Source organism: Dechloromonas sp. ARDL1 (genome assembly GCF_051122455.1).
Lineage (GTDB): Bacteria > Pseudomonadota > Gammaproteobacteria > Burkholderiales > Rhodocyclaceae > Azonexus.
In genome coordinates this window covers 2,010,926-2,022,313 of sequence record NZ_CP168939.1, presented here as the reverse complement: position 1 = coordinate 2,022,313, position 11,388 = coordinate 2,010,926, and the positions used below count along the sequence as shown (strand labels likewise).

General features: G+C 61.5%; 10 protein-coding genes. 6 read left to right on the top strand and 4 right to left on the bottom strand.

Annotation, left to right across the window (positions count from 1 at the left end; all coding sequences use genetic code 11):
- Positions 1-135 precede the first annotated feature (135 nt).
- From AB6Q56_RS09945 to AB6Q56_RS09930, 4 genes are all read right to left on the bottom strand, one after another.
- Positions 136-804 carry an HAD family hydrolase gene (locus AB6Q56_RS09945; protein WP_434516886.1) on the bottom strand — a complete coding sequence of 223 codons (669 nt, stop codon included), beginning with the start codon at positions 802-804 and terminating at the stop codon, positions 136-138.
- Positions 805-809: 5 nt separating this feature from the next.
- Positions 810-1,505, bottom strand: a complete 696-nt coding sequence (gene ubiG, locus AB6Q56_RS09940) for a bifunctional 2-polyprenyl-6-hydroxyphenol methylase/3-demethylubiquinol 3-O-methyltransferase UbiG (RefSeq protein ID WP_434516885.1) — start codon at positions 1,503-1,505, stop codon at positions 810-812.
- 70 nt (positions 1,506-1,575) lie between these two features.
- Positions 1,576-2,241 (bottom strand): OmpA family protein, encoded by a 666-nt coding sequence (locus AB6Q56_RS09935; protein WP_434516884.1) that lies wholly within the window; start codon positions 2,239-2,241, stop codon positions 1,576-1,578.
- Between the two features lie 56 nt (positions 2,242-2,297).
- Complete coding sequence (locus tag AB6Q56_RS09930) at positions 2,298-3,632, bottom strand: TRZ/ATZ family hydrolase (RefSeq protein ID WP_434516883.1); 1,335 nt, start codon at positions 3,630-3,632, stop codon at positions 2,298-2,300.
- 98 nt (positions 3,633-3,730) lie between these two features.
- Between AB6Q56_RS09930 and gyrA the strand changes: the two genes are divergently transcribed.
- From gyrA to AB6Q56_RS09900, 6 genes are read left to right on the top strand one after another with little or no spacing between them, the layout of a single operon-like run.
- Positions 3,731-6,373, top strand: a complete 2,643-nt coding sequence (gene gyrA / locus AB6Q56_RS09925; RefSeq protein ID WP_434516882.1) for a DNA gyrase subunit A — start codon at positions 3,731-3,733, stop codon at positions 6,371-6,373.
- Positions 6,373-7,458: a 3-phosphoserine/phosphohydroxythreonine transaminase gene (gene serC / locus AB6Q56_RS09920; protein WP_434516881.1), complete on the top strand. Its 1,086-nt coding sequence runs from the start codon at positions 6,373-6,375 to the stop codon at positions 7,456-7,458. The genes gyrA and serC overlap by 1 nt, the downstream gene beginning before the upstream one ends.
- Positions 7,459-7,462: 4 nt before the next feature.
- Positions 7,463-8,566 carry a prephenate dehydratase gene (gene pheA, locus AB6Q56_RS09915; RefSeq protein WP_434516880.1) on the top strand — a complete coding sequence of 368 codons (1,104 nt, stop codon included), beginning with the start codon at positions 7,463-7,465 and terminating at the stop codon, positions 8,564-8,566.
- Positions 8,567-8,576: 10 nt separating this feature from the next.
- A complete protein-coding gene (hisC, locus tag AB6Q56_RS09910; protein ID WP_434516879.1) occupies positions 8,577-9,665 on the top strand; it encodes a histidinol-phosphate transaminase in 1,089 nt (362 codons plus the stop codon).
- On the top strand, positions 9,666-10,547 hold the full coding sequence (locus AB6Q56_RS09905) for a prephenate dehydrogenase (RefSeq protein ID WP_434516878.1): 882 nt from the start codon (positions 9,666-9,668) through the stop codon (positions 10,545-10,547).
- Positions 10,547-11,386 carry a DNA ligase gene (locus AB6Q56_RS09900; protein WP_434516877.1) on the top strand — a complete coding sequence of 280 codons (840 nt, stop codon included), beginning with the start codon at positions 10,547-10,549 and terminating at the stop codon, positions 11,384-11,386. The genes AB6Q56_RS09905 and AB6Q56_RS09900 overlap by 1 nt, the downstream gene beginning before the upstream one ends.
- The last annotated feature ends 2 nt before the right edge of the window (positions 11,387-11,388 follow it).

Below are 11,388 nucleotides of genomic sequence, written 5' to 3'. Positions count from 1 at the left end.
TATTCCCGTTAAGACGAGGACAATGCTAGCGGCAATATATAGATGGTTCATTTCAGCTCCACGGGCTATGCACCATAAAAACCGGTAAGCAGTTTGTCGTTTTCTGGTTCGAAAAAGTTGCAGCAGTCCTGGGGGTTACGAGAAACCCAATGCCCGACTCAGATAGGTGGACAGTTCTTGCGGTGAATTGATCTGGAAATCTGCGCCCCAACTCAGTACTGGCCCACTATCTCCGAGATAACCGTAAGCTGCCGCCACGGTCCTGCAGCCCGCCGCATTTCCGGCAACGATATCCCTCCGGTCGTCACCGACGTAGAGCGTCCGTTCCGGGCGGCAGTTGAGTAGTTGGCAGGCGTGCAGCACGGGCAGCGGGGAGGGCTTGGCTTCGGCGGTTGTGTCGCCGCTGACGACGCAGGTTGTGCGTGGCGTCAGGCCGAGTTGGGCGACCAGTGGGTCGGTGTAGCGCATGCGCTTGTTGGTGACAATGCCCCAGGCTAGGCCGAGGGCGTCGAGTTCGTCGAGCAGTTCGACAACGCCGTCGAAGAGCACGGTGTCGACGCACAGGCGCTCGGCGTAGCGCGCCAGGAAGCGTTGGGCAAGATTGTCGTAGCCCGGTTGGCCGGGCGCGATGTCGAAGGCGGCGTGGAGCAGGCCGCGCACGCCTTGCGAGGTCCACGGGCGCAGCGTGGCGAGCGGCAGCGGCGCCAGTCCTTCGGCTTCGCGCAGTGCGTTGGCCGCCCAGCCCAGGTCGGGCGCGGTGTCGGCCAGCGTGCCGTCGAGGTCGAAGAGGACGGCGTCGAACATCGGTGTCAGACGCGCGTGGCGCGCATCAGGTAATTGACGCTGGTGTCGTTGCCCAGGCTGTATTGCCGGGTCAGCGGGTTGTAGCTCATGCCGATCAGTTCTTCCGGCTCCAGGTTGGCCAATTTGGCCCAGCGCGAGAGTTCGGAGGGCTTGATGAACTTGGCGTAGTCGTGCGTGCCTTTGGGCAGCATCTGCAGTACGTATTCGGCGCCAACGACCGCGAACAGGTAGGACTTGGGGTTGCGGTTGAGCGTGGAGAGAAAGACCTGGCCGCCCGGCTTGACCAGCCGCGCACAGGCGGTGATGACGCTGGAGGGGTTGGGAACGTGTTCGAGCATTTCCAGGCAGGTCACGGCGTCGAAGGATTCCGGCATTTCATTGGCTAGGTCTTCGACGGCGATCTTGCGGTATTCGACTTTTTGACCACTTTCGAGCAGGTGCAACTTGGCGACGCCGAGCGGTTTTTCGGAAAGATCGATGCCGGTGACGATCGCGCCGCGTGCTGCCATGCCTTCGGAAAGCAGGCCGCCGCCGCAGCCGACGTCGAGGATGCGTTTGCCGGCGAGGCCGATGGCGTTGTCGATCCAGTCGAGGCGCAGCGGGTTTATATCGTGCAGCGGCTTGAATTCGCTGTTCGGGTCCCACCAGCGGTGGGCAAGTTCTCCAAATTTGTCGAGTTCGGCTTGATCGGCGTTGAGCATGGTGTTCAGGGTATTGGGGAGAAAAGAAAAAGCCCCGCTGGGCGGGGCTTTTCGTTGAAGTTCGGTCGGCTTACTTGGTGCCGATGACTTCGATATCGACGCGACGATCCGGCTGCAGGCAGGAGATCAGTGCGGCGGTCTTCTTATCGCCCTTGCACTTGTCGCCGGTAACCGGCTGCTTCTCGCCCTTGCCTTCGGTGTAGACGCGGTTGGCTTCGATGCCCTTGGCAACCAGGTATTCCTTGACGGCGGCAGCGCGCTTCTCGGACAGCTTCTGGTTGTAGGCGTCGTTGCCGATGCGGTCGGTGTGGCCGACAGCGAGGATCACTTCCAGCTTGATGGCCTTGGCCTTGGAGACCAGATCGTCGAGCTTAGCCTTGCCTTCCGGACGCAGGACAGCCTTGTTGAAGTCGAACAGTGCGTCAGCAGCGACGGTGATCTTTTCACCGGACGGCTTCACGCCAGCCGGGGCGGCAGCGGCGCCAGCCGGAGCGGCAGCGGCCTTCGGCTCGCAGGTTTCCTTCGGCAGCAGGTCCTTGTCGCATTCGCAACCGGCCTTGTCGGCGGCAGCAGCAGCCGGGGTCCAGTAGCCGTCGCGCCAGCACAGGCCGAAGCCGCTCTTGGCGACGACGTCACGCTGGTCGATCAGGTAAACGCGCTCTTGCGCAACAGCGGAGAAACCGATACCGGCCAGCAGGGCCAGAACCAGGGACTTCTTGGCGATGTTTTTGATCATTGTTTTCCCTCATTGAAGAAAATTTCGGAAATCTTTAACCCGTACGACAACCGAATTCACGATTGTTGGCGGAATTCCAAAATATTCTGCCATAGCGCCAATGCAGACTCCAAGTTATTTTGCTTGGTTTTCCGTAAAGATTTGTTGTCTACGCAACACTTTCCGGCTACCCATACGTGCGTGACGTGCTCCCGCCCGGCAACATTGATTACGTGCGACAGCGGATCGAAGCAGGGGCGGGTTTCCGGAGCACCGAGGTCAATGGCGCAAAGATCGGCCTGCTTTCCCGGAGTGATCGAGCCGATTCTGTCAGCCATGCCGAGGGCTTGGGCGGCACCGAGCGTCGCCATGCGCAGGACTTCGCGTGCGGGGAGGGCTTGGGCATTGCCGCTGACGCCTTTGGCGAGCAGCGAGGCCAGGCGCATTTCCGCGAACATGTCGAGGCGGTTGTTGCTGGCGGCGCCGTCGGTGCCGAGGCCGACATTGATGCCTATTTGTCTCATTTTTGCTACGGGGGCGAGTCCGCTGGCCAGTTTGAGATTGGAGGTGGGGCAGTGGGCGATGTTGCTGCTGGTTGTGGCCAGTAGTTCCAGGTCATCATCGTTCAAATGGACGGCGTGTACCCCGATTAGGTTCGGGCCGAGCAGGCCGAGTCTGTGCAGGCGCTTGAGCGGGCGCATGCCGTGCTGACGGATGCTCTCTTCGACTTCTTGTGCGGTTTCATGAAGGTGGCAGTGGATCGGCAGGTTGAGCTGTTCGGATAGTGTCAGAATGCGCTCGAAGCTGGCATCCGTAACCGTGTACGGTGCATGGGGGGCAAGGCAGAAATTGATAAGGGGGTTGCTTAGCCAATCCTGGCGAACGGCCAGGCCTTTGCTGATGTAATCGGTTGCGTCGCTGGCGTAGGGGGTTGGAAACTCCAAGGTTGTAATGCCCAGCACGGCGCGCATGCCGAGGTCGGAGGCGGCACTGGCAGCTGCATCCGGATAAAAGTACATGTCGTTGAAGCAGGTGATGCCGCCCTTGAGCATTTCGGCGCAGGCCAGTCGTGTTCCGTCGTGTACGAACTGCGGAGAGAGGTTGGCGCCCTCTGTCGGCCAGATGTGCTTCTGCAGCCATTCCATCAGCGGCAGGTCGTCGGCGATGCCGCGCATCAGCGTCATCGCGGCGTGGGTGTGCAGGTTGATCAGGCCGGGGATCAGAATGTGGTCATCAAGCTTGGTGTGCGTTGTCGGCGCAAAGCGGGTGCGCGCTTCCCGGGTCGGCAGGACGGCCACGATCCGGTCTTTGTTGATTGCAACGGCGTGGTTGCTCAGGGTGCTGTCCGAGTCGACGGCGGCGATCCAGCGAGGCTCAATCAGTAAGTCGATCTTTTCGGGTGTTGTTGTCATGAAAAACGGGGTCTGTGCGGTGGTGGGGGCGTGTTAAAATAGCAAATTACGCTCGATTCAACCAACAAAGTGCCGCTTAGGCGGTGCGGATGTGAGACATGGACCAATTCGCCAAAGAAACATTGCCGATCAGCCTCGAAGACGAGATGCGGCGTTCCTATCTCGATTACGCGATGAGCGTGATCGTCGGCCGGGCGTTGCCGGATGCGCGCGACGGCCTGAAGCCGGTGCATCGCCGTGTGCTGTACGCCATGCACGAGACGAACAACGTGTGGAACCGTCCTTTCGTTAAATGCGCCCGCGTCGTCGGCGAGGTCATGGGTAAGTATCACCCGCACGGGGATTCGGCCATTTACGACACGCTGGTCCGCATGGCGCAGGATTTTTCGCTACGCTACACGCTGGTCGACGGCCAGGGCAACTTCGGTTCCATCGACGGCGACAATGCGGCGGCGATGCGTTACACCGAATGCCGCCTGGAGCGCATTTCCTCCGATCTGACGGCCGATATCGACAAGGAAACGGTCGATTTCGAGCCGAACTACGACGGCAAGGAGCTGGAACCCTCCGTCCTGCCGACGCGCATCCCCAATCTGCTGATCAACGGCTCGGCCGGTATCGCGGTTGGCATGGCGACTAACGTTCCGCCGCACAATCTGCGCGAAGTGGTGCGCGGCTGCCTGGCCTTGCTGGAAAATCCGGCGATTTCGATCGACGATCTGATCGAGCTGATTCCGGCGCCGGATTTCCCGACGGCTGGCCTGATCTACGGCGTGATGGGCGTGCGTGAAGGCTACAAGACCGGTCGCGGCCGCGTTGTGATGCGTGCTCGCACCCATTTCGAGGATATTGGCCGGGGCGACCGCCAGGCGCTGATCGTCGACGAGATTCCCTATCAGGTGAACAAGAAGTCGCTGATCGAGAAGATCGCCGAGCTGGTCAACGAGAAGAAGATCGAGGGCATCTCCGATATCCGCGACGAGTCCGACAAGTCGGGCATGCGCATCGTCATCGAACTGAAGCGCGGCGAGGTCGGCGAGGTCATTCTCAACAACCTGTACAAGCAGACGCAGCTGCAGGATACCTTCGGCATGAACATGGTGGCGCTGGTTGACGGCCAGCCGCGCCTGCTGAACCTGAAGATGGCGCTGGAGTGCTTCCTGTCGCACCGCCGCGAGGTGGTGACCCGGCGCACGGTGTTCGAACTGCGCAAGGCGCGCGAACGCGGCCATATCCTTGAGGGTCTGGCTGTTGCGCTGTCCAACGTCGATGAAATCATCGCCCTGATCAAGGCGGCGCCGACGCCGCCGGACGCCAAGCGTAGCCTGATGGCGCGTGACTGGCGCAGCCCGGTGGTCGAGGAAATGCTGGCCCGTTCCGCGTCCGATGCCTCGCGTCCGGAGGGACTGCTGCCGGAATTCGGCCTGTCGGCGCAAGGCTATCGCCTCTCCGACGCCCAGGCACAGGCGATCCTGGAGCTGCGCCTGCAGCGCCTGACCGGCCTGGAGCAGGACAAGATCGTCGGCGAGTACAAGGAAATCATGGACAAGATCGTCGATCTGCTCGACATCCTGGCCAAGCCCGAGCGCATCACGGCGATCATCGTCACCGAACTGAACGAAATCAACGAACAGTACGGCGACGAGCGCAAATCCGAGATCGTCCTGCACACCCAGGAACTCGGCATCGAAGACCTGATCACGCCGATGGACATGGTGGTCACGCTGTCGCACGGTGGCTACGTCAAGGCCCAGCCGCTGGCCGACTACCGTGCCCAGAAGCGCGGGGGACGCGGCAAGCAGGCGGCGGCGATCAAGGACGAGGATTTCGTCGATCACCTGTTCGTCGCCAACACGCACGACTACATCCTGTGCTTCTCGAACCGTGGCCGCTGCTACTGGCTGAAGGTCTACGAAGCGCCGCAGGGTAGCCGCAACAGCCGCGGCAAGCCCATCATCAATCTCTTTCCGCTGGAAGAGGGTGAGCGCATCAACGCCGTGCTGCCGGTCAAGGAGTTCGCCGACGACAAGTTCATCTTCATGGCCACCCGCGACGGCACGGTCAAGAAGACGCCGCTGTCCGACTTCTCCAACCCGCGCAAAGCCGGCATCATCGCCGTCGACCTGCTCGACGACGACTACCTGATCGGCGTTGAACTGACCACCGGCCAGAGCGATATCGTGCTCGTCTCCGACGCCGGCAAGGCGGTGTGGTTCGATGAAGAAGACGTCCGCCCGATGGGTCGTGGCGCCCGTGGCGTGCGTGGCATGAAGCTGCAGCCGGGGCAGACGGTCATTTCCTTGCTGGTCGCCGAGTCCGACCAGCAGACCGTGCTGGTCGCCACCGAGAACGGCTTCGGCAAGCGCACCGTGCTCGCCGATTTCCGTCACTCCGGCCGCGGTACGCAGGGCGTCAAGGCGATTGCCGACTCCGAGCGCAACGGCGTGGTCATCGGCGCCAAGCTGGTCGACGACAACGACGAGGTGATGTTGATCACCACCGGTGGCGTGCTGATCCGTACCCGCGTTTCCGAAATACGCGGCATGGGCCGTGCGACACAGGGCGTGACCTTGATTTCGCTGGATGAAGGCGAGAAACTGGCCGGCTTGGAAAAGGTTGCCGAATCGGTGGCCGAGGTGGAAGCCGAGGCAGAGGTGGACGCTGCCGCTGTCACTCCGGAGGCCTCCGATGCGACGCCGGTTGAGCAGCCTGCCGACAACAACGAAGGTGGAGAGGCCTGATGAGCCGTATCTGGAATTTCAGCGCTGGCCCGGCTGCGCTTCCTGAAGAGGTCCTCCGGCAGGCGCAGGAGGAACTGCTCGACTGGCACGGTGCCGGTTGCAGCGTGATGGAAATGAGCCATCGCGGCAAGGACTTCATGTCCATCCTCGAACAGGCCGAGGCCGACCTGCGCGAATTGATGGGCATCCCCGAGCAGTACAAGGTGTTGTTCCTGCAGGGCGGTGCGACGCAGCAGTTCGCGCAGATCCCGATGAACCTGCTGGCCGGTCGTTCGGCGGACTACATCGTCACAGGCTCCTGGTCGAAGAAGGCTTTCAAGGAAGCGCAGCGTATCGGCAAGGTGCGTTGCGCGGCGACGACCGAGGCGAGCAATTTCACCCGCCTGCCGTACGCCAACGAAATCCAGCTCGATCCGTTTGCCGCCTACCTGCACGTCTGCACCAACGAGACGATTCACGGCGTCGAGATTCCCGCCCATCGCATTGCCGACACGGGCGTGCCGCTGGTTGCCGACATGTCGTCGCATATCCTGTCGCGACCGATCAATGTCGAGAAATTCGGCCTGATCTATGCCGGGGCACAGAAGAACATCGGTCCGTCGGGCCTGACGTTGGTCATCGTGCATCGCGACCTGCTCGGCATGGCGCCGTTGACCATTCCGACGGTGATGGATTACGCGGTGATGGCAGAGAACGGCTCGATGCTCAATACGCCGCCGACCTACGGCATCTACATCGCCGGCCTAGTGTTCCAATGGCTGAAGCGCCAGGGCGGACTGGAGGGCATGGCCGCGATCAACGACGAAAAAGCACGCATCCTTTACGAATGCATCGACCAGTCCGGTGGTTTCTACGCCAACCCGGTCGATCCGGATTGCCGCTCGGCGATGAACGTGCCCTTCGTGCTCGCCAATTCCGAACTCGATGCGGCTTTCCTGGCCGAATCCAAGGCCGCCGGTCTGGTTTCGCTGAAGGGCCACAAGTCGGTGGGCGGTATGCGCGCCTCGATCTACAATGCCGTGCCGCTGGCCGGTGTGCAGGCGCTGGTCGATTTCATGAACGATTTTGCCAAACGTAACGGGTAGAGGCATGAGCGATCAACCGCAGAACGATCTCCAGAAGGCGCTCGCCGGCGTGCGCGCCGATATCGACCGCATCGACGGCGATTTGCTCAAGCTCTTGAACGATCGGGCGCGTTGCGCGCAGCGAGTTGGCGAGATCAAGGCCGAATTTGGTGAAGCCGGGTTCATCTATCGCCCCGAGCGCGAGGCGCAGGTTCTGCGTCGCTTGCAGGAAGCCAACGCCGGACCGCTACTCAACGAAAACATCACCTTCTTCTTTCGCGAAGTGATGTCGGCCTGCCTGTCGCTCGAACAGCCGCTCGGCATCGCTTTCCTGGGGCCGCTCGGCACCTTTTCTGAGTCGGCCGCTACCAAGCACTTCGGTCATGCTGGCCGTTTGCTGCCACAAAGCTCAATCGATGATGTTTTCCGCGAGGTTGAATCCGGGCATGCACACTATGCCGTCGTGCCGGTTGAGAACTCGACCGAGGGGGCAGTCGGGCGGACCATGGATTTGCTGCTGCAGTCTTCGCTGAAGATTTGCGGCGAGGTGGTGTTGCGCATTCATCAGAACCTGCTGACCCGCGAAACCGATCTCGGCAAGATCACCAAGGTCTATTCGCATGCCCAGTCGCTGGCCCAGTGCCACGAGTGGCTGAACCGCATGCTGCCGCATGCGCAACGTATTTCCGTGGGCAGCAACGCCCAGGCGGCCCAGAAGGCTGCCGAGGAGTCCGGTGTCGCGGCCATCGCCGGCGAGGCGGCAGCGGAGCGTTATGACTTGCCCAAGCTGGTCGAGAACATCGAGGACGAGCCGAATAACACGACGCGCTTCTTGGTGCTCGGCAAGCACGATGCCGGCCCGTCGGGGCGCGACAAGACCTCGCTGATCATGTCGGCACCGAACCGCACTGGTGCGCTGCACGAGTTGCTGCTGCCGCTGTCGTCGGCCGGCGTGTCGATGTGCCGGCTGGAGTCGCGTCCGGCGCGCAATGCCTTGTGGGAGTACGTTTTTTACGTCGATATCGAAGGGCATCGTGACGAGCCGGCGGTCAAGGCTGCTCTGGAAAAACTGGCCGGTTCTGCGGCCTACTTGAAAACACTCGGCTCCTACCCGGTCGCCGTTTATTGAGGATCGCGTCATGAGCCTTGCCGATCAAGCCCTGTCCTACGTCCGCGCCATCTCGCCCTACCAGCCGGGCAAGCCAATTACCGAACTGGCCCGCGAGATGGGCATTCCGGTCGACAGCATCGTCAAGCTGGCGTCCAACGAGAACCCGCTGGGCATGAGCCCCAAGGCCCGTGCGGCGGTCGAAAAGGCGATCAGCGGCGTTGAACGTTATCCCGACCAGTTTGACCTGATCGCCAGAGTCGCGGAGCGTGCCGGCGTCGCGCAGAACCAAGTGGTTCTCGGCAACGGTTCGAATGACGTGCTCGACCTGATCGCCCGCGTGTTTCTGGCGCCGGGCCGCTCGGCGGTTTTCGCGCAGCATGCTTTCGCCGTCTATCCGCTGGCCACGCTGTCCACCGGCGCTGAACTGATTTCCACGCCGGCCAAGAACTACGGTCACGATCTTGCCGCCATGCGTACCGCGATCCGTCCGGATACCCGCATTGTGTGGATCGCCAACCCGAACAACCCGACTGGCAATTTTCTACCCTACGCCGAGGTGCGCGCCTTCTTGGAGAGTGTTCCCAAGGATGTGGTAGTCGTGCTCGACGAAGCCTACAACGAGTACATCCCGGCTTCCGAGCGCGTCGATACGGCTGGCTGGCTGACGGAGTTCCCGAATCTGGTCATCTGCCGGACCTTCTCCAAGATTTACGGCCTGGCCGGCCTGCGCGTCGGTTATGCGCTGGCCTCGGCGGAGGTGGCCGACCTGATGAACCGCGTGCGCCAGCCGTTCAACGTCAACAATCTGGCACTGGCCGGGGCGCTGGCAGCGCTTGATGACCATGAATTCCTGCAGGCGAGCTACGAACTGAATCGCGCCGGCATGGCGCAGATCGTCGCTGCGCTGGAACGTCTGAATCTGGAATACATCCCGTCGTACGGCAATTTCGTGACCTTCCGCGCCGGTGACGGCGCAGCGGTCAATCAAAAATTGCTCAAGCAGGGCGTTATCGTTCGTCCGATTGGTGGCTACGGTCTGCCGGAATGGCTGCGCGTGACGATCGGTACCGAGCGTGAGAACGCCCGTTTCATCGAGGCCCTGGAAAAGGCACTGTAAATGGAAGCCGGATTGCCCGAGTTCGGCAAGGTCGTCATCTTCGGCACCGGCCTCATTGGTGGCTCGTTCGCACTCGGCCTCAAGGAGGCGGGGGCGGTCGAGGAAGTGGTCGGTTTCGGGCGAACGCCAGCTACCCTGCGCAAGGCGCAGGAACTCGGCGTCATCGACCGGGCCGGGATCAATCCGGCGCATGAAATCGGCGATGCCGATATCGTCCTGGTAGCGACGCCAGTGGCGCAGATGCCGGAAATCTTCGAACGAATCGCGCCCTATCTCGGTCCGAACACCATCGTCACCGACGGTGGCTCGACCAAGGGCGATGTCGTTGCAGCGGCGCGGGCTGCCTTCAAGGGGCATATCGGCAAGTTCGTGCCGGCCCACCCCATTGCCGGTGCTGAGAACAGTGGCCCTGCTGCGGCGCGATGGGATCTCTATCAAGGCAAAAAGGTCGTGGTGACGTCGCTGCCGGAAAACAACGACGAGCGCCTCGACCGCATCAAACGCGCCTGGTCGCTGTGCGGTGCCGATATCTACGAACTGACGCCGGAAATGCATGACCGCGTCTTCGCCGCCGTCAGCCACCTGCCGCACCTCCTGTCGTTTGCGCTGGTCCATGACCTTGCGGTGCGTGACGATGCCGATCTGTTCTTCACCTTTGCGGCATCCGGCTTCCGCGATTTCACACGCATCGCCGCCAGTCATCCGGAGATGTGGCGAGACATCTGTTTGGCCAATAGAGAGGCTCTGTTGGGGGAGCTTGATTCCTACAGGGCCCAGCTTGATGCGTTGTGTGTCGCCTTGGCGAACAACGATGGCGAAGCACTTGAGAATACCTTCAGCGTCGCTCGGCAAGCCCGACGTAACTGGGCGGGCGAGGTCTGATGTCACGTCTGTTACAGACCCTCCTCCTGGCTGCCTTGCTTGGGCCTGCGCTGGAGGTTGGTGCTTTTACGCCCCCTGCCATGCTGTTGGCTTCAACATATTCGCCGTCTCTGGACGTAGGCCGTTATCTAGTCAGCGAAAAACTCGATGGCGTACGGGCATTTTGGGATGGCAAGGTTCTACGTTTTCGCAGTGGTCGTGTCATTGCGGCTCCTGCCTGGTTTGTCGCTGCGTTGCCCCAGGTGGCCTTGGATGGGGAGTTGTGGATCGGTCGTGGTCAGTTCGATCGGCTCTCGGGTATCGTTCGTCAGATGCAGTCAGACGACCAAGTGTGGCGTGCCGTACGCTACATGGTATTCGAGTTGCCGGGGGGGCAGGGCTCATTTGTGGAGCGCAACAAGCGGCTGGGTGAGATTGTGCTGGCGGCCAATGTGCCATGGTTGATACAAATTCCGCAGGAGTCGCCGATCGATCGCCGGCACCTTGAGTTGCGCTTGGCTACCGTGGTGGCTGAAGGCGGCGAAGGGTTGATGTTGCATCGGGGTGATGCACCTTACCTGACCGGGCGTAGCGATACACTGGTCAAAATGAAGCCGGAGCAGGATGCAGAAGCGCGTGTTGTTGGCCATGTCGCAGGGAAGGGGAGGCATGCCGGTCGCCTGGGAGCTTTGTTGCTGGAGACCGAAGATGGGCTCCGCTTCAAGCTGGGTTCGGGGCTGAGCGATGCTTTGCGCGAAAACCCACCCGCCATCGGCAGCAAAATCACCTACCGTTACCGTGGTTTCACCTCCCGTGGTTTGCCACGCTTTGCAAGTTTCTGGCGCCTCTATGACGAATGAGC

Excerpts from the sequence above, each read along its gene's own strand:
- AB6Q56_RS09900 (WP_434516877.1), top strand. The coding sequence starts at position 10,547 with ATGTCACGTCTGTTACAGACCCTCCTCCTGGCTGCCTTGCTTGGGCCT.
- AB6Q56_RS09930 (WP_434516883.1), bottom strand. The coding sequence starts at position 3,632 with ATGACAACAACACCCGAAAAGATCGACTTACTGATTGAGCCTCGCTGG.
- AB6Q56_RS09905 (WP_434516878.1), top strand. The coding sequence starts at position 9,666 with ATGGAAGCCGGATTGCCCGAGTTCGGCAAGGTCGTCATCTTCGGCACC.
- hisC (WP_434516879.1), top strand. The coding sequence starts at position 8,577 with ATGAGCCTTGCCGATCAAGCCCTGTCCTACGTCCGCGCCATCTCGCCC.
- AB6Q56_RS09935 (WP_434516884.1), bottom strand. The coding sequence starts at position 2,241 with ATGATCAAAAACATCGCCAAGAAGTCCCTGGTTCTGGCCCTGCTGGCC.
- gyrA (WP_434516882.1), top strand. The coding sequence starts at position 3,731 with ATGGACCAATTCGCCAAAGAAACATTGCCGATCAGCCTCGAAGACGAG.
- ubiG (WP_434516885.1), bottom strand. The coding sequence starts at position 1,505 with ATGCTCAACGCCGATCAAGCCGAACTCGACAAATTTGGAGAACTTGCC.
- serC (WP_434516881.1), top strand. The coding sequence starts at position 6,373 with ATGAGCCGTATCTGGAATTTCAGCGCTGGCCCGGCTGCGCTTCCTGAA.
- pheA (WP_434516880.1), top strand. The coding sequence starts at position 7,463 with ATGAGCGATCAACCGCAGAACGATCTCCAGAAGGCGCTCGCCGGCGTG.
- AB6Q56_RS09945 (WP_434516886.1), bottom strand. The coding sequence starts at position 804 with ATGTTCGACGCCGTCCTCTTCGACCTCGACGGCACGCTGGCCGACACC.